General features: G+C 39.8%; 23 protein-coding genes, 1 pseudogene and 1 other annotated feature. Of the genes and pseudogenes, 6 read left to right on the top strand and 18 right to left on the bottom strand.

Annotated elements, in window-relative coordinates; all coding sequences use genetic code 11:
- Nucleotides 1-24: 24 nt before the first annotated feature.
- From GHI45_RS07430 to GHI45_RS07415, 4 genes and pseudogenes are all read right to left on the bottom strand, one after another.
- Nucleotides 25-843 (bottom strand): annotated as a pseudogene (locus tag GHI45_RS07430) (oxidoreductase).
- A 96-nt stretch (nucleotides 844-939) separates the two neighbouring features.
- Nucleotides 940-1,215: a hypothetical protein gene (locus GHI45_RS07425; protein WP_147780127.1), complete on the bottom strand. Its 276-nt coding sequence runs from the start codon at nucleotides 1,213-1,215 to the stop codon at nucleotides 940-942.
- Nucleotides 1,212-1,766, bottom strand: coding sequence for a DUF6036 family nucleotidyltransferase (locus GHI45_RS07420; protein ID WP_147780128.1), 555 nt, complete (start codon nucleotides 1,764-1,766; stop codon nucleotides 1,212-1,214). The genes GHI45_RS07425 and GHI45_RS07420 overlap by 4 nt, the downstream gene beginning before the upstream one ends.
- Before the next feature lie 74 nt (nucleotides 1,767-1,840).
- Complete coding sequence (locus tag GHI45_RS07415) at nucleotides 1,841-2,809, bottom strand: YafY family protein (protein ID WP_222705835.1); 969 nt, start codon at nucleotides 2,807-2,809, stop codon at nucleotides 1,841-1,843.
- Between the two features lie 110 nt (nucleotides 2,810-2,919).
- Between GHI45_RS07415 and GHI45_RS11420 the strand changes: the two genes are divergently transcribed.
- From GHI45_RS11420 to GHI45_RS07400, 4 genes are all read left to right on the top strand, one after another.
- Entirely contained in the window at nucleotides 2,920-3,129 is a 210-nt protein-coding gene (locus GHI45_RS11420) for a hypothetical protein (RefSeq protein WP_222705836.1), read from the top strand.
- 108 nt (nucleotides 3,130-3,237) lie between these two features.
- Nucleotides 3,238-3,390: a hypothetical protein gene (locus GHI45_RS11415; RefSeq protein ID WP_222705837.1), complete on the top strand. Its 153-nt coding sequence runs from the start codon at nucleotides 3,238-3,240 to the stop codon at nucleotides 3,388-3,390.
- Between the two features lie 64 nt (nucleotides 3,391-3,454).
- Nucleotides 3,455-3,931, top strand: a complete 477-nt coding sequence (locus GHI45_RS07405) for a GyrI-like domain-containing protein (protein ID WP_147780129.1) — start codon at nucleotides 3,455-3,457, stop codon at nucleotides 3,929-3,931.
- A gap of 168 nt (nucleotides 3,932-4,099) precedes the next feature.
- Nucleotides 4,100-4,264, top strand: coding sequence for a hypothetical protein (locus GHI45_RS07400; RefSeq protein WP_153497421.1), 165 nt, complete (start codon nucleotides 4,100-4,102; stop codon nucleotides 4,262-4,264).
- Between the two features lie 110 nt (nucleotides 4,265-4,374).
- On the opposite strand, the gene psiE is transcribed toward GHI45_RS07400, so the two are convergent.
- The gene (gene psiE / locus GHI45_RS07395; RefSeq protein WP_147780130.1) at nucleotides 4,375-4,806 is read right to left on the bottom strand and encodes a phosphate-starvation-inducible protein PsiE; all 432 of its coding nucleotides are present in this window, start codon (nucleotides 4,804-4,806) and stop codon (nucleotides 4,375-4,377) included.
- Between the two features lie 177 nt (nucleotides 4,807-4,983).
- Here psiE and GHI45_RS07390 point away from each other — a divergent pair, with 177 nt between their 5' ends.
- On the top strand, nucleotides 4,984-5,679 hold the full coding sequence (locus GHI45_RS07390; RefSeq protein WP_147780131.1) for a hypothetical protein: 696 nt from the start codon (nucleotides 4,984-4,986) through the stop codon (nucleotides 5,677-5,679).
- 19 nt (nucleotides 5,680-5,698) lie between these two features.
- Here the strand turns inward: GHI45_RS07390 and icd are convergent, their stop codons facing one another.
- From icd to GHI45_RS07375, 3 genes are read right to left on the bottom strand one after another with little or no spacing between them, the layout of a single operon-like run.
- Nucleotides 5,699-6,934, bottom strand: a complete 1,236-nt coding sequence (gene icd / locus GHI45_RS07385; protein WP_147780132.1) for an NADP-dependent isocitrate dehydrogenase — start codon at nucleotides 6,932-6,934, stop codon at nucleotides 5,699-5,701.
- Nucleotides 6,935-6,938: 4 nt separating this feature from the next.
- On the bottom strand, nucleotides 6,939-9,491 hold the full coding sequence (acnA, locus tag GHI45_RS07380) for an aconitate hydratase AcnA (protein ID WP_147780133.1): 2,553 nt from the start codon (nucleotides 9,489-9,491) through the stop codon (nucleotides 6,939-6,941).
- On the bottom strand, nucleotides 9,488-10,822 hold the full coding sequence (locus GHI45_RS07375; RefSeq protein ID WP_147780134.1) for a citrate/2-methylcitrate synthase: 1,335 nt from the start codon (nucleotides 10,820-10,822) through the stop codon (nucleotides 9,488-9,490). Before GHI45_RS07375 ends, acnA begins: the two co-directional genes overlap by 4 nt.
- 275 nt (nucleotides 10,823-11,097) lie before the next feature.
- Here GHI45_RS07375 and gdhA point away from each other — a divergent pair, with 275 nt between their 5' ends.
- On the top strand, nucleotides 11,098-12,450 hold the full coding sequence (gdhA, locus tag GHI45_RS07370; protein WP_147780135.1) for an NADP-specific glutamate dehydrogenase: 1,353 nt from the start codon (nucleotides 11,098-11,100) through the stop codon (nucleotides 12,448-12,450).
- Nucleotides 12,451-12,487: 37 nt separating this feature from the next.
- On the opposite strand, the gene GHI45_RS07365 is transcribed toward gdhA, so the two are convergent.
- From GHI45_RS07365 to GHI45_RS07320, 10 genes are all read right to left on the bottom strand, one after another.
- The gene (locus tag GHI45_RS07365) at nucleotides 12,488-13,336 is read right to left on the bottom strand and encodes a MurR/RpiR family transcriptional regulator (RefSeq protein ID WP_147780136.1); all 849 of its coding nucleotides are present in this window, start codon (nucleotides 13,334-13,336) and stop codon (nucleotides 12,488-12,490) included.
- A 35-nt stretch (nucleotides 13,337-13,371) separates the two neighbouring features.
- A complete protein-coding gene (locus GHI45_RS07360) occupies nucleotides 13,372-14,289 on the bottom strand; it encodes an N-acetylglucosamine kinase (protein WP_187230097.1) in 918 nt (305 codons plus the stop codon).
- Between the two features lie 10 nt (nucleotides 14,290-14,299).
- Nucleotides 14,300-15,385 (bottom strand): DUF871 domain-containing protein, encoded by a 1,086-nt coding sequence (locus GHI45_RS07355; protein ID WP_147780138.1) that lies wholly within the window; start codon nucleotides 15,383-15,385, stop codon nucleotides 14,300-14,302.
- Between the two features lie 10 nt (nucleotides 15,386-15,395).
- Nucleotides 15,396-16,547, bottom strand: coding sequence for an anhydro-N-acetylmuramic acid kinase AnmK (gene anmK, locus GHI45_RS07350; protein ID WP_147780139.1), 1,152 nt, complete (start codon nucleotides 16,545-16,547; stop codon nucleotides 15,396-15,398).
- Nucleotides 16,548-16,601: 54 nt separating this feature from the next.
- On the bottom strand, nucleotides 16,602-17,882 hold the full coding sequence (locus GHI45_RS07345) for a PTS sugar transporter subunit IIC (RefSeq protein WP_147780140.1): 1,281 nt from the start codon (nucleotides 17,880-17,882) through the stop codon (nucleotides 16,602-16,604).
- 52 nt (nucleotides 17,883-17,934) lie between these two features.
- On the bottom strand, nucleotides 17,935-18,828 hold the full coding sequence (murQ, locus tag GHI45_RS07340; protein ID WP_147780141.1) for an N-acetylmuramic acid 6-phosphate etherase: 894 nt from the start codon (nucleotides 18,826-18,828) through the stop codon (nucleotides 17,935-17,937).
- A gap of 137 nt (nucleotides 18,829-18,965) precedes the next feature.
- A complete protein-coding gene (locus GHI45_RS07335) occupies nucleotides 18,966-19,514 on the bottom strand; it encodes a ClbS/DfsB family four-helix bundle protein (protein ID WP_147780142.1) in 549 nt (182 codons plus the stop codon).
- 218 nt (nucleotides 19,515-19,732) lie between these two features.
- A complete protein-coding gene (gene rplL / locus GHI45_RS07330) occupies nucleotides 19,733-20,098 on the bottom strand; it encodes a 50S ribosomal protein L7/L12 (RefSeq protein ID WP_147780143.1) in 366 nt (121 codons plus the stop codon).
- Between the two features lie 105 nt (nucleotides 20,099-20,203).
- Nucleotides 20,204-20,713, bottom strand: coding sequence for a 50S ribosomal protein L10 (rplJ, locus tag GHI45_RS07325; RefSeq protein WP_147780144.1), 510 nt, complete (start codon nucleotides 20,711-20,713; stop codon nucleotides 20,204-20,206).
- A 32-nt stretch (nucleotides 20,714-20,745) separates the two neighbouring features.
- Nucleotides 20,746-20,871: a sequence feature (ribosomal protein L10 leader region), on the bottom strand.
- Between the two features lie 87 nt (nucleotides 20,872-20,958).
- On the bottom strand, nucleotides 20,959-21,717 hold the full coding sequence (locus GHI45_RS07320) for a VOC family protein (RefSeq protein ID WP_147780145.1): 759 nt from the start codon (nucleotides 21,715-21,717) through the stop codon (nucleotides 20,959-20,961).
- Nucleotides 21,718-21,762 lie beyond the last annotated feature (45 nt).

The raw sequence follows: 21,762 nt of genomic DNA, 5'->3' as shown, positions 1-21,762 counted from the left end.
CAACATTTATTTTTTAAATGCTCATTAAAACATTTTCATGATGATTTTGTCATATAATTTATCGCCCAGAAGATTTTTCATCAGTACTGACGGCTTGGCCATGTAACCAATCAAATATCTCGTCTTTGGCTTTTTCTTTTGAACAGCTTTCCTTATACAGTTAGCAATCACGTCAGGCGAGGTGAGTTGGTTGCCCGTGTACATTTTTCTAAGGGAAGCTGCACCGCTGAGCGCAAGCGTTTTGTATGCCCCCTCACTTGAGCTCTCGATTAAATGTTCCGCCGCAATCTCTCCCCAATCTGTCGCAATTCCACCGGGTTCAATCAAGATCACATCGATACCAAATGGTTTGACTTCCAGTCGTAAACTATCTGAAAAGCCTTCAATCGCAAATTTGGTTGCATGATACCATGCGCCAAAAGGCGTCCAGATTTTGCCACCCATTGATGAAATGTTGACAATTTTTCCTGTTTTTTGTCCGCGCATGACCGGCAAAACCAGTTGTGTCATGCGTGCCAAGCCAAACAAATTCACTTCGATTTGTCATCTGGCCTCAGTCATCGGTACATCTTCAACCGCACCAAATGATCCATAACCCGCATTATTTACTAGAACATCAATGCGTCCTTCTGCATCAAATATTGTTTTGATGCATTGCTCTATAGAAGTGTCTTCTGTAACATCAAGAGAGACAATATTAATGTCATACTTGCGGAGGGCTTCCAATTTTTCCAAGCGTCTTGCGGCACCGTAAACGGTGTAGCCTGCTTTTTTTAGTGCGACAGCTGTCGCAAAGCCAATTCCTGAGGAAGCGCCTGTGATGAGGGCTACTTGTTTTGTCATGTGCTTTACCTACTTTATTTTTTCTTTCATCATAATGCTTCAGAACAGCTTTGTCAAAAATTTATGATGAAAAAACAAAAAAAGAGCAAGGCTCTTTTATAATTCTTGTAAAACTGCATTTAAGTGCGTGAACTGAGCTGGCTCTGACATTTCCACTGTCATTTGCCAAGGCGTTGTGCCTTCTTGGACAGCCAATTCTAAAAAGACTTTTTGAAAGCTAGTCAAAGCTTCTGATTTCAGTAACGTGTCAATCTCTTCTTTGCTGAGACTGATTTCATCTCGATTTATGGCTTTATTCAAATAACGCAACCATAGCTCAAAATTCCATTTTGATTTTTGAGCAGCCGCAACATAATAGTCAACCCAACTCATCTTAATAACCTCAACAATTCTGGATTTTCTCGTAAATAATTTTTTAATGCTTCCTCGCCGTAAGCCAAGCTAAAAGCTTCAAGGATAATGGCCGGATCTGACTCGCCAGTATTATAAGCTACAGCTCTTTTTAAAAGCTTGTCTGGCCGATTGATGCCTAAATATTTCATGATTTTAGCAATATCTGGAATGTCTTTTGCGCGACCCGCCTGAACCTTATCAATCAAAATCGCTTCTAATGATGAAATGCTGACGGTTAAATTTGACAGGTCAATGATGACAAGTTCATCGTTGTCAGCGCTGACAGACATGATTTGCCCAACCGCATGATTAAGCCATGCTTCCTTTTGCGTGCCTAGACCAAATTCAGTTCCAATCTCATCGACCAACTGATCAATCTTTTCAGACGACTCATAAAAGGCGTCAATGTCATCGGTCGCTTTCAAGCCATAATATTCCAAAACAAAACCACCAATACAATGTATTTTGAGCGTCAAATTGTGCTCTTGTAATTTTTCATTGAGTCTGAAAAATAAGCGTTTATAATCCATGGCACTTCCTTTGTATTGATTTACCTCTATTTTAACACAAAGCTCAAAAAAATGTAATAGGGGCTTTTGAAAAATTAAGGCTTCATTAGACTTTCGGCCCGTTTCTTGATTTTATTTGCTAGTGCTTCTGGTATTTTTACATATTGAACACCTGGGCCTAAAAACAAGAGCCAATCCCGGTAATAATCTAAGTCCTCGTCATTACTGACATCAATTTGAGCATTAAAACGTCCACTACTTTGAAACATACCAGTAAATGACAAAATCAAACCTGGTGGATGAAGTCTCTTAAAGCGTTGAATGGCGATTCCATCAAGAAGAACAATGAGATTTGCTTGACGGCCTTGATCTAATTTTTCTTCTAAAATCTCTGCCTCGGTCATTTCTAAATCTCGTTCGGAGCTTTTTGAATCTCGAAGCTGAACAACAGGCAAAAACATAAACTGATGCTGTTCTAAATCATAAAGCTCTACCAGCCATTGCCCATTACTATTGAGGAGATGTAAAATATAAACATCCATCCGTGCAACAAAGCCCATTCCCATGTCATAACTGACTTGTAAATGTTGATTTTTTGATGCTAATCTGATGAGCTGGTTAAGTTCTGGCGGTGCCGCATCGTCCAATTCAAGCAAATTGGGATTTGCAGGATTCGTATTTTCAAACAAAAGTAGTTGATTCAAATCAATCAGCTCATCTTGTTGTGCTTGAGTTGCAATACCAATCAGTTTTTCCGAAATAGAACGACGATTTTGAAGATAAGGAAGCTGTGAATTTTTCGAAGCCATAAAACTAATGAAAACAGCTTTTAATTCGTCCGAGGTAAAACGAACGGATGGTAAAAATTGATTGGACATGACAAAATAACCCCCAGCCCGTCCACGCTCTGCTACTAAGGGAAATCCCATTTGCTGAATCTCATTGATGTCTCGTATGGCTGTTGCTCTCGAAATATCAAATTCATGCATGATTTCTTTAATCGCAAACTGTGCTCTGTTGTTGATATACCGCATGATGAGATTGATTCGTTCGGTCTTATTCATGGCTTTATTATAGCAAAAATAATAAAAAGTATCATTTTCTGATACATTTACTTGATAGAATGAATTTATAAATAAAAAGAAAGAACGCAATGTGCGTGAGGAACTTAACAATGACTTATCTTATCAAAACAATGGAACACAACTTTAAAATGACCGCTTTCGGTACTTCTTTTGACGATTTCAACGATTGGGAAGGAAATGCAAAGAAAACTGCCAGCTTGAAAGAAGAAATTACAGCAACTGGTAAGCTGTCAGCGCTGACAGCATTGAGTGACGGTCAAAGCTACCAAATAAATTATGTGCTTAATGGGAAGGCTTGACGTGGCTTTGGTGTCATCGGAGCTTTTGATTTTGAAGGAACAACCGTTCTCGAATTTTTGGCAGGAGACTACATTTCCGTCAGTCTTGACGGAGACAATGCATCCCAATTGGCAGATCAATTAACAGGTCAATTTTTCGGCGGCATCATGCAAACCATCACAGACTACAAATACATCGGCCCAGGCAATACCATTGCGGTTCGTCCAAATGAAGAAGGAAATTTCACTGCTGAACTGCTTTTACGCGCTGAGAAAATCTAAATTCTCCTTTTGGAGTTGAAATTCAGAAGGTCTTGAAATATAATAATATAAAAAAGGAGAAAAAATGTCAGAATATCAACTGATTCACCATGGTGCATTTCGCTTGGTAGGCTACGGTTTTACAATTCAATCAAATTTTCAGGAAATGGAAGCCTTGAAAGCAGAGAAAGAAAACTTTTGGCAGGGATTGAAAAGTGATGGCCGATTTGACCAGCTCAAAAAAATCGCCAAAGATGAGAGAGAATGGTCAGTAAATGAGGTTTATCAGGGCAAACCCTGGAATTATTTTGCCGTTCAAACATCTAAAATTCCGACCGATATTACGCGTATCATTGAGTTTCCTGAGAGTGATTATATCGTCGTTGCTGGCGAAGGGGCAAAAGATGAGCTTTTTGATGAGCTGACCTATCGTGCATTTAGCAGTGTTTTAACGACGATTACCGATTACGCCTACATCGGTGGGCCAAATGCAACATTTCGAGTTCAAAATGAAGATGGAAATTATTCTGGAGAATTTTGGGTTCCTGTCGTCAAAAAATGAGAGCCTTTTCTTTTTTATTTCTTAAATAACATATTAGTTACATTTTCAATAAATATATGTTATAATTGTTATACAAAAATCAAAGATGGCTTATTTAGTCTCGAATGATAAACAGAACACTTAATTTTTATCTTTTGGGGACTTGATTTAAACGAAAAGGAGGCAAAGATGAACCAAAAATCTGGTGAAATCCAATCTATTACAGTTAAAAAGGCAAAAACGAGATACAATATCAAAATTTACCTCAGTGGCATCCCTGTCCTCATTTTGCTTAAATTTAAAGAGAAAAAAATGCCCTCTCTGCTTTTGAGAAAGTCAAAGCGGCACGCATGAACAACGATGAAGTTGAAATTCAAGATGATTATGAAAAAGTGTTAATTGACTCTAGCCAAATCATCTATCTTTCCTTCAGCTAAAAAACACAGTTACAACTGTGTTTTTTCTTATAAATGCTCATCACTTGGTTCATCAGGAAAGATAAAGCGTTTTAAAATCACAATTCCAACAATCAAAATTAAAATAGATGCTGAAACAGCCAAAGTGCCAATCAGATTGTCATGATAAGTCAATACCACACGAATTAAGGCTGTTACGCCAAGTGATAAGAGGAAAATGAGTGAGACATGTCCCTTGTGCTTAATCGAGGTAATAATCAATGTTAAAAATTCGAAAAAGATGAAAAATGAAAGGACGCTATCCAATATTTTATAGTATTGTGTCGGCGTTTCGGCTTTAAAAACAAGCATAAACATATTAAAGATTTCTCTAAATATGAAAAAGGCAATCAATAAGCCGACTAAAATTAAGGCAAGAAAACTGAGTTTTTCAAGAAAAATTAGGGTCTTACTTTCAAATTTATTTAATAATTTATTCATTTTTCTCCTCCGTTCTTTAATCTTATCATTATTTTTTTATTTTACAAAAAATAAATTATCGTAAAAATACATTATTTTCAATAAAAAAGTAAAAATTATAATCTTAGTTTTAGTTTTTCGTGATATACTAGTTACAATACATGAAACAGTGGATTGTATCATTGTGAAAGGACAACTATGGAATTATCTCTTACTACAGCGGCCATCTTATCATTTGTGCCTGCCTTATCACTCATTATCAATGTGCGTTTCAACCATAACGGAAATGTCAAAGACTTGAAACGTCATCAACGCAATGACCTTCAGAGCTATGCCGTTGATTTGATTGGCGTCTTGTGGAAATATGCGGATTTACAAGTGCGTTATTTTACAGAACGCTTTATCATTCAAGAAAAGATTGATCAGGGAGAACCTATTGATGATGCGCATTCGGCCTTTGTCTATCAAATGAAGACAGAGCTGAGTCAAATGGAAATCGAGCTGCGTCGCAAGATTTGGAACTCACAAATTGAGATTTCGAAGTATGATTTCCCTAAACTCCGCAATCGTGTTGCCAAAACATTCTTGACCATTTCCAGACAGGTCAGCACTTTTGAATTGGAAAACAAAGATCAGTTGATGGAAATCAAGATCAAAATTTTAGAAAATGCGCTCCGTGAAGAGATTAAGGACTTGACGAAAGATTTCGGTCGCCAAACGGATATACTCAGTTTAGAAATCAAAAATACCAATCTTTTCAATGACTTCACGCGCATTATCAACCGAATTCGGAGTTTCGATTTTACTTTTTCTTCAAAAAATTCAAAACAATACGAAGGTGCAGCAAAGCAAGTCTTTGGCGAAGCATCTGAAATTGACCTGACAAAAAAATAAAACACCAGTTGGTGTTTTATTATACTTTCATTTTTTCAATCAGAAGGTCTGAAAATTGACTTGTCGAGAGCTTCCCGCCCAAATCTTGTGTCACTTGCCCTTCTAAAATCGCTGTACTCAAGGCTTTGCGAATGCGTTCGGCTGCTTCAAACCAGCCCAGATATTCAAACATCATCAGCCCTGACAAAATCAAACTTGACGGATTGGCTACATTTAGCCCTGCAAGATCTGGCGCAGTCCCATGTGTCGCTTCGAAGATGGCATGCCCCGTCTGATAATTGATATTGGCACCAGGCGCAATCCCAATCCCGCCAACCTCGGCAGCCAAGGCATCTGACAGATAATCCCCGTTCAAATTCAAAGTGGCAATCACCTGAAATTGTTCTGGATTGATGATGATTTGTTGCAAGAAATTGTCAGCAATGACATCGTCCACATAGATGAGACCAGCTGCTAGCGCTTCTGCTTTTGCTGCTTCTGCAGCGGCTACACCTTCTTTTACTTTGATTGCCTCATAAGTGAGCTTGGTAAAAGTCGGGTAATCTTCGGCAACTTCATAGGCCCATTTTCGAAATCCCCCTTCGGTAAATTTCATAATGTTACCTTTATGAACAATGGTCAAGCGTTGCTTTTTGTGGCTGACAGCATAGTCAAATGCTGCGACTACAAGGCGCTTACTACCGTCAGGGCTGACAGGTTTAATTCCAAGTGCTGAAGTTTTGTCAAAACGGATTTTTGAGCTCTGCAATTCTTGAGCAAGAAAGGCTGTCAATTTTTGCGCTTCGATACTTCCGCTGGCAAACTCAATACCTGCATAAATGTCTTCCGTATTTTCTCTGAAAATGGTCATATTGACATCTTCTGGGTGCTTGATTGGGGCATTGATCCCTGCGAAATATTCAACCGGTCTCACACAGGCAAATAAATCTAATTTTTGCCGCAGACTGACATTGATTGACCGAAAACCTTCGCCCACTGGTGTCATCAATGGCCCTTTAATGCTAATCAGATGTGAGTGAATGGCTTCTAGCGTTGCGTCTGGCAAATAGCTTCCTGTTGCCTCAAAAGCAGACTGCCCTGCCGTTAATTTGATCCAATCAATTTTTTTCTCTCCCGCATAAGCCAGTTTAACTGCCCAATCAAAGACATTTTTTGCCGCAAGAAAAATGTCCTGACCGACGCCATCACCTTCAATATAAGTAATGCTTGCTTCATTTGGGACAATGAGTTGTCCCTCGTGCATTTTGATTTTCAATTCTTCACTCCTTTTTATTTCTGATAACGTAAGGCATGATGCCGTCATTGGCATAGTACTGCAGGTCTGACTGTGAGTCGAAACGTAAGAGGACTTGAAAAACTTTGTCATCTGCCTGAACCGTAATTTCCTCCAAAATCTGTGGCTTTTTGGGTAAGTCAATGTTAAAACTTTCATAGCCAGTTAAGCCCAGTGTTTCTGCATTTTGTCCGTCTAAATACTGCAATGGAAGCACGCCCATCATGACCAAATTACTCCGATGAATACGCTCAAAACTGTCAGCAATGACAGCCTTAACACCTAAAAGTTTGGTTCCTTTCGCTGCCCAATCTCGACTAGATCCCATGCCATAATCTTTCCCTGCCAAGATAATGAGTCCCGTATGTTCTTGTTTGTAAGCCTCGGCGACATCGTAAACGGGAAGCACTTGGCCATTGTATTGCGAATAGCCGCCTTCTTGTCCCAGAGCCAGTTGATTTTTAATGCGGACATTGGCAAAAGTCCCGCGGGTCATGACCTTATCATTTCCTCGTCGTGAGCCGTAGCTATTGAAATCCTTGTAAGCAAGGCCAGCCGCTGACAGATATTTTCCAGCTGGAGATTGCAAGGGAATGTTTCCTGCTGGGCTAATGTGGTCAGTGGTGATAGAGTCGCCAAATTTTCCAAGGACACGTAAGCCGGATAGCTGTCCAGTTTCTGGCAGGCTTTCTTCTAAAGTCTCAAAATAAGGCGGATTTGAAATATAAGTCGAATTTTCATTCCAAGCATAAACTTCGCTTTGGCTCGTTTCAATGGCATTCCATGCTTCATTTTCATCAAAAATTTTAGCATAATTTTCAGCATATAAATCGCGGGTCACGTATTTTTTGACTAGCACTTCGACTTCTAGAGCCGTGGGCATAAGTTCACTTAAAAAAACGTCCTGCCCATCATTGTCAATGCCCAAGCTGGTCGTGGTCAGATTTCGTCTAACATTTCCAGCTAAAGCATAAGCGACAACTAAAGGTGGACTGGCCAGATAATTGGCTTTGACCAGCGGATGAATACGCCCTTCAAAATTTCGATTTCCACTTAAAACACTGGCAACAATCAAGTCGTCAGCGCTGACAGCTTCTTCCATCTCTGGCAAAAGAGGTCCCGAATTTCCAATACAGGTGGTGCAGCCATAACCGACAACATGAAAGCCTAGCTTTTCAAGATAAGGCAACAAGCCCGAAGCTTCCAAGTAGGCAGTAACCACTTTTGAACCTGGTGCCAATGACGTTTTGACATAAGAAGGCACGCTCAAGCCACGTTCTACAGCATTTTTGGCAAGGAGTCCGGCCATCATCATAACATAAGGATTACTGGTATTGGTACAGCTCGTGATGGCTGCGATAGCCACTCGCCCGTCTTCTTTTTTGAGCGGCCGTTGTTGCGTGACAAAGGCTTCAAAATTTTGGGATAAATCTGCCAATTCGACCATGTCCTGCGGACGTGAGGGGCCCGACATGCGACTTGTAATGGTCGTCAAGTCAATCTCAATCACACGGCTGTATTGAGGCTCTGTTTTGTCATCATAAAAAAGACAGTTGGCTTTCATATAAGCTTCAATCAGTAGCAATTCTTCTTCTTTACGGTTGGTATTACGCAAATAGTCAAGCGTTTTCTCATCAATCGGAAAATAACCGCAGGTCGCTCCGTATTCCGGTGCCATATTGGCAATGGTCGTCCGGTCAGCAACCGATAAATTGCCTAAGCCTTTGCCAAAAAATTCAACGAATTTTCCAACGACTTTGGCATCGCGCAAGACTTTTGTTACCGTTAAAGCCAAATCAGTTGCGGTTGCAAAAGGGCCTAATTCGCCCGTCAAATTGACACCAATGACTTCTGGAAGTGGAATAGCACTTGGCTCCCCTAACATGACCGCTTCTGCTTCAATGCCGCCGACACCCCAACCGAGTACCCCCAAGCCATTAATCATGGTGGTATGACTGTCAGTTCCAAAGACGCTATCTGGATAAATCAGCCCCTCTTTTTCTTGCACCAAATGACTTAAATATTCAATGTTAACCTGATGAATAATCCCTGTCGCAGGTGGAACCACTCTAAAATTATCAAAGCTTTTTTCTGCCCATTTCAAAAAAGCATAGCGTTCATGATTGCGTTCAAATTCTTTTTGTGAGTTTTTCAAGATTGCCCATTCGCTGGCTTGCTCATCGACTTGGACAGAATGGTCAATCACCAGATCCACAGGAATTTCAGGATTGATTAGACTTGGATTTTTTCCTAATTTGACCATGGCGTCACGCATGGCAGCCAAATCAACAATGGCAGGGACACCCGTGAAATCTTGCAAAACGACACGACTGGGGAGAAAAACTGTTTCGGCGCCCGTTTTACCTTCAAGATATGTTTGAATGACTTTTGCATGTTCCTTCGTAATGGACAAGCCATTTTCTTGCCTCAGCACACTTTCTAATAACATGCGCAGACTGTAGGGATATTTTTCAATGTCAGGAAAATCAGAAATATCGCAGTAGTCGTAAGTTCGATTTAAAACAGTTAATTTTTTCATTTTCTATCCTTTAATTCTACATATTCTTTGGAAATCAAGACACTTTCATAGGCTGGGCGAATGATTTTATTCATATTGATCAATTCTTCGATACGGTGCGCTGACCAGCCAACGATACGGGCAATGGCAAACAAGGGCGTATATAATTCACCAGGAATTCCAAGCATTTCATACACAAAACCAGAGTAAAAATCAATATTTGGCGAAATGGTCTTATAGGTTTTTCGTTCTTTTTGAATGACTTGCGGTGCCAATCGTTCAACCTTTTGGTAAAATTGAAATTCTTCTTCACGCCCTTTTTCCGCTGCCAAATCAGCGACATAAGCCTTAAAGATTTCAAATCGAGGGTCACTAACCGTATAGATGGCGTGACCGATGCCATATATCAAGCCTTTTTTATCAAATGCTTCTTTATTGAGAATTTTCGATAGATATGCTGAAATTTCAGCTTCATCGTCAGGGTTGACAACATTTTCTCGGATATCTGACAGCATTTGTGCTGCCTTGATATTGGCGCCCCCATGTTTTGGCCCCTTAAGACTTGATAAGGCAGCCGCAATGGTGGCATATGTATCCGAACCAGAGGAAGTGACGACATGTGTCGTAAAGGTCGAATTATTTCCGCCGCCATGCTCCATATGCAAAATGAGGGCAATATCCAAAGCTTTTGCTTCTGTATCTGTATAAGAACAATCCGGCCGTAAAAGTCGCAAAATATTTTCCGCCGTTGTCAGTTCAGCTTTCGGGTAATGGATATATAAGCTCTCATTTTTGTGATAATGGCTGTGCGCTTGATATCCGTAAATGGCAATCAAAGGGAAATTTGCAATCAGATCAAGCGATTGATCCAGCACCTTACCAATCGAAATGTCTCGAACCGCATCGTCATAACTGGCAAGCGACAAAATGCTTAAACTCATCAAATTCATCACATCATCGTTCGGGTGAGACAAGATGACATCACGAACAAAACGCTCGGGTAATTTTCTTTTTTCAGCGAGAAGACTTTGAAATTCCGAAAGTTCCTCTTGACTTGGTAAATTGCCAAAAAGCAGTAAATAAGTCATCTCCTCAAAACCGAAGCGATTTTCCAGCCTCAAATGTGATACAATAGCCTTAACATCATAGGCTCGATATTCCAAAATACCAGGAATCTGATTGCCTTCTTTATCATGGGAATGCACGGCAGAGATATTGGTCAAACCAGCTAAAACACCGACGCCGTTAATGTCACGTAAACCTTTTTTTACATCGAATTTTTCATAATAAGCAATGGGAATTTTTGAACTCTCCAGTACTTTTTGTTCATAAGCTTCTAATTTTTTGTCCATCTTTTTTCTCTATTCTCTTTTTAATAACATAAAGCATAAAAGAATGATTAGTAACTAAAATTCATTTTATGTTATTATACACTTTTATTGGAAATAGTTTTGCAAAAATTCAGCTTTTTTTATTAAATTCAAAGAATAAAACCATTACAATCGATTACAAAGCCAGTAAACTCTCACATCAATCAACTTCTCTAGCAGATATGACATTATTCTTGACAATAATATTCAGAAAATTTATAATATTTAACATAACGTTTAATTTAAAAGGAGAACCTATGACCCTTACAGGAAAAGAATATGTCAATCACGTCTATCAAAAAGTTGAGGCACAAAACAGCAATGAAGTCGAATTTCTTCAGGCTGTCGAAGAGGTTTTCGATGCACTTGCTCCCGTCTTTGATCAATATCCTAATTATATTGAAGAAAATCTGCTTGAGCGCTTGGTCGAACCTGAACGCATCGTCTCATTTCGTGTCCCTTGGGTAGATGATAAAGGGGTTGTTCAGGTCAACCGCGGTTATCGGGTTCAATACTCATCTGCCATTGGTCCATATAAAGGTGGCTTGAGATTTCATCCTTCTGTCAATCAATCCATCGTTAAATTTCTGGGCTTTGAACAGATTTTTAAAAATGCATTGACCGGACAACCAATTGGTGGCGGAAAAGGTGGGTCAAATTTTGATCCAAAAGGAAAATCAGATTTTGAAATCATGCGTTTTTGTCAAAGTTTCATGACAGAACTTCAAAAACATATTGGTTTAGACATCGATGTTCCTGCAGGAGATATTGGTGTCGGGGGGCGTGAAATCGGCTATCTCTACGGTCAATACAAACGCTTGAATGGTTCTGAGGCTGGCATTTTGACAGGTAAAGGGCTGGCTTACGGTGGCTCACTCGCACGAACTGAAGCGACTGGTTACGGTGCAATTTATTTTGCCCAACAAATGCTTGAGCATGCTGGACAAAGTATGGCAGGAAAAAGGGCAATTGTTTCTGGTTCTGGAAATGTAGCCATTTATGCCATTGAAAAACTCCATCAACTTGGGGCAAAAGTCGTTGCTGCTTCTGATTCTTCTGGCTTTATCTTTGACGAAAACGGCATTCAGCTCGATACACTCAAACAAATTAAAGAAGTTGAACACGGTCGAATTTCAGAATATGTTGCTCATCATCCAAATGCGGTTTATACTGAGGCTTCTGCAGGTTCAATTTGGCACATTAAGGCCGATTTGGCTTTCCCTTGTGCCACACAAAATGAACTTCATTTGGAACATGCCAAAGTCTTGATTGAAAATGGCCTCATTGCAGTCGTGGAAGGCGCTAACATGCCATCAACTACGGATGCCGTAAATGAATTCCATGCTAAAGGCGTCTTGTTTGGGCCGGCAAAAGCTGCCAACGCTGGTGGTGTTGCTGTCTCTGCACTTGAAATGGCTCAAAACAGTAGCCGAGTCAACTGGACTTTTGAAGATGTCGATCAAAAACTTTATCAAATCATGAAAGACATTTATGACCAATCCGCTTCAGCAGCTGAGAAATTCGGTGCCAAGGGCAATTTGCTTGTCGGTGCCAATATCGCCGGCTTCTTGAAAGTCGCGCAGGCCATGTCAGCTCAAGGTATTGTATAAATAAAAAAACGCCAGGTAAATGCCTAGCGTTTTTATTTTATAATTGATCAAAATCGAGTATGGCGTCTCTTGTGGATTGAATGACAGACATTCCATCATCGTAATGATTTGAGAGATAGGTATAAAACAAAATATCAACAACATAAAGTTGAGCCATCAGTGAAATTGTCGCTGCTGCACGCATGACAAAGGTATCACCTGAGGTCGATTGTAAAAGTTCATTGGTCATTTTGGCAAGTTTTGAGTTTTTATCACTAGTAATGCCTACAATGGGAATTTCGTTTTGCTGTGCAATCGAGCATAAACGGAGCAATGACTTGGTGTTTCCCGAGTTTGAAATGGCAATAAAGACTGCATTTTCTTTTAAAGCCACCAAAGAAGATGAAAAATGATGGATGTCTTGCACATAAAAAACCTGTTTTCCAATTCTGGTGAATTTTTGGAAGATATCTTGTGCAACTAAACCAGACGCTCCAAAACCATAGACAAATATCAAATCCGATGCATCTAGGAGATTGGAAACGCGCGTCACTGTTTCATCGACAAGTAAATCGTTGGTTTGTTCGATCATAGTATTCATTCGAATGCTTACTTTTCGTTTGATTGATCCCACCGACTCGTCTTTTTTGACTTCCTCAAAATCATCTGAGTTATCCATACTGGCAAGGGATGCTGAAATTTTTTGTTTGAGCTGTGTAAAGCCAGTAAGGCCAATTCTTCGACTAAATCGAACCAGTGCAGCTGGACTTGTGCCTGCTTTCTTGGCCATTTCTTGTGCGCTAAGGGTTAAAACCATAGCACCATTTTCCAAAATATAATCGGCAATTTTTCGTTCGACAGGGCTAAAGTTTTGGTATTCTTGTTTAATGATTAAAAAAGTGTTCATTAAAATACCTCTCTTCTGAATTTTTTCTGACTCTATTATAACATATCTATACCAGGAGTCGAAGTTTCCTTTTGTGACAAATAAAAACCGCCGAGTGTTGATGAAAGATCTTCCGTAATAAACTGAACGTTTGGATAAACCTGTCTCACATTTTTGATAAAGGCAACTTGAATAGACTCAATGTACGTTAGAATACTGCCTTTTATTGCAACAATCGGTGCATCCATGAGTTCTGCTTTTTCAATGGCGCGTGCGGTCAGCGCTGACAATTCTTGAGCTGCTGCTTCAAATAAAGTCGCGACTTCTTTATTGCCTTCATTGGCTAAACTTACGAGTGTCGGCACTAGGCTTGCCACATCTGCTTTGCTGCCGCCATAAACAATATTTTTAACTTCTGACAGATTTTTCAGCTGATAAAAGTCTAAAATGCTTTCTGTCAGCGCTGACGAACTGCTTGCGTTCCTTTCAAATTGGAGAATGGCTAGTTTAATGGCTGAAATCGCAAGCCAGTAACCGCTACCTTCATCCCCTAACAAGTGTCCCCAGCCGCCCAGCATGGCTTTCTTGTCAGCGTTGACAGCAATACTGACTGCACCAGTACCAGCAATAGTCAATACACCACTTTCACCTTTAAAATAGGCAGCATGAGCCAAATAGGCATCATTGGTGACCAAAAATGGTAATTTGAATTTTTCAAGGCGCTGCTGTATGAGGGACTCGTGTTTTTTACTGTCCGATCCTGCAATCCCAAGCACAAGCATATTGCAATCATCAGGAGCGAGTTGTAGCAAGAGCTGCTCAATGCTTTCACAAATATGATTTAATGCCAGCTCAGGGTCGATTAAAATATTGCCGAAAGCTGCTTTTTGTTCAGCCAAAACCTGTCCATCCATTGAGTAAGCAACACTTTCAGTCTTGGTGCCTCCCGCATCAACAGCAATCATATATTCCATTTTTTCTCCTTTATTTTTCAGTAAACTGGAAATTTTGCCATGGTTTGATGTCGTCAAGTAAACTGATGGCTTCTGGAATGATGCGTCCCACGACATTCGTTTTACCTGAATTTTTCATCGGTTTGAGCGCAATTTGCAACTCTCCTTTGTATTGACCATAGCGTTCATTTTCAATCAAAAGATCACCCCGTTTAATGTCTGGTGTAGCGGTTGGTTTGAAACTTTCATTTTTATATTTGACACGAGATTGTGTTGAACGAATTAAATAATCAGAAATATCTCCCCGATAAAAATGTGCTTCTTCAAGGACAATTTTGCGTTCCAAAGCTGTAATCGTTGGATAAAGCTCAATCGTGAAAGTCAACATATCTTTGTTCAAATCAGCTAATGCTTTCAAATCAGCCTCTGAAGCATAAGCATTGGCGATGATAACATCATCGATCAAACCTGTCGCAAACAGTTTTTGGGCTTGAATGTCAATCGGTAAATCACGATAATCTTCAACCGTACATAAACCTTCCATGATTGGCCAAGGGCCAAAAGTCGCATTGTCAGAGCTGACAAAGGCCGCTGTCCGCAACTGTTGGGCTTTGAATTTCTTAGAACATTCTAAAAAGAAAGCTTCAGAAAGTCCAGCATAACGATGAGGATAAAAATTATGACAGCCCGTCAATTTTTCCAGATTTGGCACGTATGACAAGAGATTGTCCAAATATTTATTGGCTTGCGACATGTTGATTTCGATATTTAAGCCGTAAGGATTGTAAGTCATCAAGGCTTCTTCTTGCCCAGTAAATCCTTGGTCAAGTCTTATACTATCAGCACCCATTTCGGCAAAGAAAGATAAATCATTATAAGAAATGCCAAGACTTTCAAAAATTCGTGGGGAAATGTCCAGAGTAACTTCAAAATCCAAAGCATTTGCAAAGGCAATCAGTTCTTTAAACTCTGCCAATATTTTTTCTTTGTCGCCATCAACAGATAAAAGACAGGTAAAAATTTTCTTAAAACCATACCGATGCGCCAGTTGAATATATGCCTTGTCTTTTTCAATCGTTGAGTGTTCTGGATAAATTGAAATACCTAATGTTTTCATGTGTGTCTCCTTATTTTCTAAATGGTGCTGGGGTTAGCGTCCCTAAAATAACAGCTTCTTTAGCACCTGTTGCAAATGGGATGTTACTTGGTCGGTGATGCAAGCTTTCATTTGCCAATAAAGCAAAGGCAACTGCTTCTTTTGACTCTGATGATCGTCCTAAATCTTCTTGCGTGAGTAGCTCTATTTCTGGAAGCAAGTCCCGTAACATCTCTAATAACGTCAGATTATAACTTCCACCACCACCAATGATGACTTGATCAATGCTAATTTTGGGAAAAATGAATTCACGATAAGCATTGGCAATGGTCTGAGCTGTGAACATGGTTAAGGTTGCAACGACATCTTCGCCTTTAAGCTCTGGATATTGTTCAACCAACTGATGGACGCGCTGTGCGCCAAACATCTCCCGCCCGGTTGTTTTTGGCGCCTCTTCATTGAAGAAAGGATGACTTAAAAGTGCTGTCAGCAATGACAGATTAACCTGTCCTGAAGCAGCAATCTTTCCGGAGTCATCATAAGCCTGATTGAAAAAGATTTGGCAGGCTTCGTCAATCATCATGTTTCCTGGCCCTGTATCAAAGGCAAGAAAAGAAAGGTCTGAGCTCTCTTTAGGAATCAACGTAACATTACCAATGCCACCAATATTTTGTAAAAGCCGTGAATTTTTTGGATCATGATATAAGAGCCCTTCTGAAAATGGAACTAAAGGTGCGCCTTGCCCACCAGCAGCCATGTCCATCACTCTAAAATTAGAAACCACTTGACAATTTGTCTCGTAAGCAATGACAGCGGCTTCTCCAATTTGCAAGGTAGATGACACCAGTGTATCAGTTTTTTGAGGTTGATGCCAAATGGTTTGACCATGTGAGGCGATAAAATCTAATTTTTCCAGTGGAAAATTAACTTTTTGACAGACCGACTTCACTGCCATGGCCATCTTCTTTCCAAGTGAAAAATTCAAGCTGCATATTTTTTGAACATCCGAGTCTTCAAGAGAAAGACAAGCTTTAATCTGCTCTTTTTCAACTTCAGTATAAGCCAAGGTCAGAAAAGCCAATTCTTTTACTTGAGGACTTTTTTTACTGTTGTCAATCGTGACAAGGGCTGCGTCGATGCCATCAAGCGACGTGCCTGACATCAGACCAACTGCATAAACCATTCCTTCTCCTTTATAAAAAAATGTAGTTACTAAACAAGCAACTACATTGAGTTTTTAAGCTAAATCTTCAGAAATACCTTCGCCTGCTTCTTGTTCAACAAGTTTTTGGTCCCACATTTTGATGAATGGGATATAAATCAAGATTGAGATGGCCAAGTTGACTAAAACAAGGATAATGGCTTTCCAGTCTCCGCCTGTTGCTAAGAAGGCGCCGATTGGAGCAGGCATTGTCCATGGGACAGTAACATAAGCTTTTCCGACAATGTCAAGCGCCGTTGCTGCGTAGGCGATTAAACCACCCACCATTGGTGAAATAATAAATGGAATGATCAAGAGTGGATTTAAGACTACAGGAGCACCAAACATAACAGGTTCATTGATATTGAACAAGCCAGGAATGAAACCTAATTTGGCAATGGATTTTGCAAATTTTGATTTTGCCACTAAGAAAATGGCAATCAATAAACCAAGCGTAACTCCTGAACCACCGATATAAACAAACCATTGATAGAAAGGTTCTGGTGCGATATTTGGCATTGGTTTTCCGTCTGCAACAGCAGCTGCATTTTGTTGAACATATACTTGCCAAATTGGTGTGGCAACCGCCCCAACAACCGCAGCTCCGTGAACACCGAAGGCCCACAAGAAACCATTCAAGAAGATGACTAGTAAAATTCCCCAAGGCGTATTTCCAGCCTTAATAATCGGTGCAAAAAGCTCCATCATCAATGCATTCAAATCTACTTTGAAAACAACGGTAATCAAAGCCATAACGCCAATTACGATAATTACTGGAATAAGCGCTTCGAAAGGACGTGAAACAAAAGGTGGTGCTGCTTCAGGCATTTTGATTGTAAAGTTCTTTTCTTTACATAATCTCAAAACTTCAACCGCAAAGAAACTGGTGATAATCCCCATGAACAACCCTTGTCCACCAAGATTTGCCATTGGCAAAATTTGACCAAGTTTTGGATCAGCGATTGGTGTAATGGTCATCAAGAAGGCAGCAACTGAAAGCTGTCCACCTGCCAGTGCATCAATTTTATATGATTTTGCCAAATTGTAACCAATCCCAAAGGTCATATAAATGGTCATGATGTACATGGTCAAACGATAAGGAATCATAATTTCAGTGATGTGTTCCGCAGACCATTTGGCAATTCCCCAATCTGTTGGAACAGGCGGCATGGCAACAATCAGGAAAATCGACCCGACGATGATGAAAGGTAAAGCTGAGACAACTCCGTTACGAATGGCTTGCAAGTGACGTTGCTGAGAAAGCTTGGTCATTGGGCCTTGTAAATACTTCTCTAAAAAATGAATAATCGCATTCATAATTTCTCCTTTTTATAAATATAATTTTCTATTTAAAATAATATATCACAACCTACTGAATTGACTTTCGAACGAAGCCGTTTGTTGCTTTGAGTAAAACCTCTGCTTCTTCAAAAGTGGAATGAGTCAAGAACATGACAATCGCGGTTTTCACATTTTCACCAGAAGCTTCAAAAAGATTTTCGGCTTGGTCATACGTACAGCCGGTTGCTTGCATGATGATATGCTTGCTTCTTTCAACCAACTTAAGATTTGTTGGCTTCAAATCAACCATCAGGTTTTTATAAACCTTGCCAATTCCAACCATTGAAAGTGTGGAAATCATATTCAAAATCATTTTTTGAGCGCTTCCAACTTTTAATCGGGTTGATCCAGTCAGAAATTCAGGCCCACAATCAACTTCAATCGGGTATTTTGCATGGGAACTCATCTTAGCATTTTTATTGCAGGCAAGAGAAACCGTTGTGGCTCCAATGCTATTCGCATAATCTAGCCCGCCAATCACATAAGGTGTGCGACCACTTGCCGCAATGCCAATCACGGTGTCATTTGCATTAAGATGGAGTTGTTCCAAATCAAATTTTCCAAGTGAAGCATCGTCTTCAGCGCCTTCAATCGCATTGATCATCGCACTCGGTCCACCGGCGATGAGACCAACAACCATTTCCGAATCAATCCCAAAAGTTGGAACACATTCAGCAGCATCTAAGATGCCAAGTCTTCCGCTTGTTCCTGCCCCAAAATAAATCAAGCGTCCCTGATGATTAAATGAATCAATCACCGCTTCAACAACTTTTTCAATTACTGGCAAAATGCCCTCAACTGCTTGTGCTACTTGCTTATCCTCATTGTTCATGGCAATCAAGCTCTCACCAACCGTCATTTCATCCAAATGAACTGACTTTTCATTATTTTTCTCTGTCGTCAGATGATCAAGATTTATCATTTGCCCTCCTAGATATTTTATTTCTTTATTTGAATTTATTATAACATATAAAGAAATAATATATCATTACAATTTGGTTACGTTTTCATCTGAACGCTTTTAAAATAAAAAAGGCAGGCTTTCGCCCGCTTAATTCCTTACTTCTCTTTATTTTTCAACCTTCTTTGATGTGCCTTGAGTTTTTTCATCGCCCACTCGTAATGACTAGAGGTCGCGCTAACAAAATAAGAACCTAGGCTACTTCCACCAACCCAAGGGTAAGTTCCTTTTGAAAATAGCTCGTCATTTGAAAACCGCCCGATAAGAGATAAAATTTCCTCATGCAATTGAGCAAACTTTTCTTGAACTTGCTCAAGAGGAACCGTTTGATAATGCTCAAAGATTTCTAGATTGTATTGGCCATACGTGCGCCAATTATAAGGTTCTGGGAAAAATTTTTTATCGTTGCCTTCCAAATTTCCCTCCACCCAGTTAATGACTAAACAATGCCACTCGTGCAAGTGAGCGAGTACATCTCTCACATTTTTGTCCCTTGCCCAATGGGCTTCTTTCTTTTTCGAATCCTGTGAAAAATCAAAAGCCGTCATCCGCTCATTTTCTGTCAGTGCTGACAAACACTGCTGTAAGTCAAGATAGGACTGAGTCGCAGATTCTAATAAATCAGTTTTAGTTGTAGGTCTTGCCATGAAATTTCCTTTCAGTTATATTTTTAAGTCATCTTTGATCATCCTCTCAATCAATCGGATATACATCAAAAATTTCAGTGATAGCTCTGATTTAATTGTAGCATTTATCTTATTATGGACAAAAATAATTGTTTAAAGTCAAAAAAACACAACCAAATGATTTGGTTGTGTTTTAATTCGTTATTCAATTTGAATTGACGACAGAATCAAAGACTCGATTACTTAAGTTCTACTGAAGCGCCAGCTTCTTCAAGTTTAGCTTTGAGTTCTTCAGCTTCTGCAGTTGCAACACCTTCTTTGATTGGAGCTGGAGCACCATCAACGAGAGTTTTAGCTTCTTTAAGTCCAAGACCAGTGATTTCGCGAACGACTTTGATAACGCCGATTTTCTTGTCGCCTGCAGATGTAAGGATAACGTCGAAGCTATCTTTAGCTGCTGCTTCACCAGCACCTGCTGCTGCTACAGCTACTGGAGCTGCTGCTGTTACGTCAAATTTTTCTTCGATTGCTTTTACAAGTTCAGAAAGTTCAAGGATTGTTGCTGTTTCAAGTTCAGCAACGATGTTTTCAATGTTCAATGCCATTTTGATATTCTCCTATTAGAATTTTATTATGCGTTAATCCGCCGATATGTTTTGTTACTTAATCAAATTAAGCAACGGATTTCAACAATTTGATTTCAAATGAAATTAAGCTGCTGATTCTGCTTTGTCTGCAACTGCTTTGACTGCAAGAGCCACGTTGCGAACAGGTGCTTGAAGCACTGAGAGAAGCATAGAAAGAAGTCCTTCGCGGCTTGGAAGAGCTGCAATTGCTGCAATTTCTTCGTGTGAAGATACTTTACCTTCGATAATTCCGCCTTTAACTTCAAGGTTTTCTGCTGTTTTAGCAAATTCGCTCAAAATTTTAGCAGGAGCTACAACATCTTCATTGGAGAAAGCTACTGCTGAAGGGCCAGAAAATTCCATTCCTTCGATACCAGCTTTTTCTGCTGCACGACGCAATATTGAATTCTTAACTACTTTGAATTCAACACCAGCTTCACGCAAGTTTTTACGAAGTTGTGTATCTTGTTCAACTGTCAAACCACGTGAGTCAGCTACGACAACAGATACTGCTTCGGCAAATTTCTTAGCATAGACGTCAACTAATTCTGATTTAACAGCAATAGTTGCTTCATTTACTTTGTAATCGCTCATTTTTTTACCTCCATTTTATTTTGTTGCGGATCTAAAAAATAAAAAAATCCACATCCAAAAGACATAGAGAGTTCAATCATTCTTTAAAAATGTTTGTCCTCGGTAGGATGTTTATGGCTTATGCCCCCTACTGTCTTCGGTCTGTTCTTTACGAACATTAATTATTATAGCATAGTCTTCTAAATCCTGTCAAGTATAAAAATTTTAAAGACAAAAAACTGTCAGTACTGACAGTTTTTATCTTTTTATTTTGATGGGAGATTTGGTTTCATGGCTACAAAGAAGGCGCCTTGAGGGTCACGCAACATGGCAAAATCGCCATAAGGTGTGCCAGTTCTGACCGCTTCTACGGTTGCACCTAATCCTTCAGCTGTCTTAGCAATGGCTTCCACATCTTCAACAGCAAAAGTCACTGACCATTGAGACTGGTCTTTGAAATAGGCTGGAAAATCTGGGCCAGTGTAAATACCAAGCATTTGTCTAACTGTCAAATAAGTCATTTCTGGCGTGTCAATTTCGGTATGAGCTTGCCAGCCAAAAACGGCACTATAAAAATCAACGGTTGTGTTAAAAGCTTTGTTTAATTCGAGTTCATACCAACAAATGCCACCGACTTCATTCAGGGCTTCGTTCATGCCCGTTCCCTCAACAATCCCAAAAGGTGAACCCGCAGGGTCGCTTGCAACTGTGAATTTTCCACCAGGCATATCAGTGGCTGGCATATAGATTTGTCCGCCATTTTCAGTCACTTCAGAAATTGTCTTTTCAATATCATCGGTTTCCAGATAAGTTAACCATTGCGTTGGTTGATAAGGGTTCATCTTGCCTGAAAGTCCGCCAACCGTCTTGCCATTGTTCAATAAAATGTGATATTCAAAATTTTCATCACCAATGGATTGACTTGTCCAACCAAAGAGGCTGGTATAAAATTCGACTGCTGCCTTTGTGTCATCTGCTGCGACTTCAACCCAAGCGGGCAAGCCTTTTTTGTGTAATGTTGTCATGATGTGTGCTTCCTTTTATTAAATTTGAAAACGTTTTGATTGACG

Origin of the sequence: Lactococcus sp. dk101 (assembly GCF_009601055.1) — a bacterium.
Taxonomy (GTDB): domain Bacteria; phylum Bacillota; class Bacilli; order Lactobacillales; family Streptococcaceae; genus Lactococcus.
The sequence above is the reverse complement of the archived record's forward strand: the minus strand, read 5'-3'. Positions and strand labels throughout refer to the sequence as shown.

Coding starts and splice junctions, on each gene's coding strand:
- murQ (WP_147780141.1), bottom strand. CDS start 18,828: ATGATAAATCTTGATCATCTGACGACAGAGAAAAATAATGAAAAGTCA.
- anmK (WP_147780139.1), bottom strand. CDS start 16,547: ATGGTTTATGCAGTTGGTCTGATGTCAGGCACGTCGCTTGATGGCATC.
- GHI45_RS07355 (WP_147780138.1), bottom strand. CDS start 15,385: ATGAAAACATTAGGTATTTCAATTTATCCAGAACACTCAACGATTGAA.
- GHI45_RS07365 (WP_147780136.1), bottom strand. CDS start 13,336: ATGAACACTTTTTTAATCATTAAACAAGAATACCAAAACTTTAGCCCT.
- GHI45_RS07375 (WP_147780134.1), bottom strand. CDS start 10,822: ATGGACAAAAAATTAGAAGCTTATGAACAAAAAGTACTGGAGAGTTCA.
- GHI45_RS07400 (WP_153497421.1), top strand. CDS start 4,100: ATGAACCAAAAATCTGGTGAAATCCAATCTATTACAGTTAAAAAGGCA.
- psiE (WP_147780130.1), bottom strand. CDS start 4,806: ATGAATAAATTATTAAATAAATTTGAAAGTAAGACCCTAATTTTTCTT.
- GHI45_RS07425 (WP_147780127.1), bottom strand. CDS start 1,215: ATGAGTTGGGTTGACTATTATGTTGCGGCTGCTCAAAAATCAAAATGG.
- GHI45_RS07320 (WP_147780145.1), bottom strand. CDS start 21,717: ATGACAACATTACACAAAAAAGGCTTGCCCGCTTGGGTTGAAGTCGCA.
- GHI45_RS07345 (WP_147780140.1), bottom strand. CDS start 17,882: ATGAATGCGATTATTCATTTTTTAGAGAAGTATTTACAAGGCCCAATG.
- GHI45_RS11420 (WP_222705836.1), top strand. CDS start 2,920: ATGACTTATCTTATCAAAACAATGGAACACAACTTTAAAATGACCGCT.
- rplJ (WP_147780144.1), bottom strand. CDS start 20,713: ATGAGCGATTACAAAGTAAATGAAGCAACTATTGCTGTTAAATCAGAA.
- GHI45_RS07420 (WP_147780128.1), bottom strand. CDS start 1,766: ATGGATTATAAACGCTTATTTTTCAGACTCAATGAAAAATTACAAGAG.
- acnA (WP_147780133.1), bottom strand. CDS start 9,491: ATGAAAAAATTAACTGTTTTAAATCGAACTTACGACTACTGCGATATT.
- gdhA (WP_147780135.1), top strand. CDS start 11,098: ATGACCCTTACAGGAAAAGAATATGTCAATCACGTCTATCAAAAAGTT.
- GHI45_RS07335 (WP_147780142.1), bottom strand. CDS start 19,514: ATGGCAAGACCTACAACTAAAACTGATTTATTAGAATCTGCGACTCAG.
- GHI45_RS07390 (WP_147780131.1), top strand. CDS start 4,984: ATGGAATTATCTCTTACTACAGCGGCCATCTTATCATTTGTGCCTGCC.
- GHI45_RS07360 (WP_187230097.1), bottom strand. CDS start 14,289: ATGGAATATATGATTGCTGTTGATGCGGGAGGCACCAAGACTGAAAGT.
- GHI45_RS07405 (WP_147780129.1), top strand. CDS start 3,455: ATGTCAGAATATCAACTGATTCACCATGGTGCATTTCGCTTGGTAGGC.
- GHI45_RS07415 (WP_222705835.1), bottom strand. CDS start 2,809: ATGAATAAGACCGAACGAATCAATCTCATCATGCGGTATATCAACAAC.
- rplL (WP_147780143.1), bottom strand. CDS start 20,098: ATGGCATTGAACATTGAAAACATCGTTGCTGAACTTGAAACAGCAACA.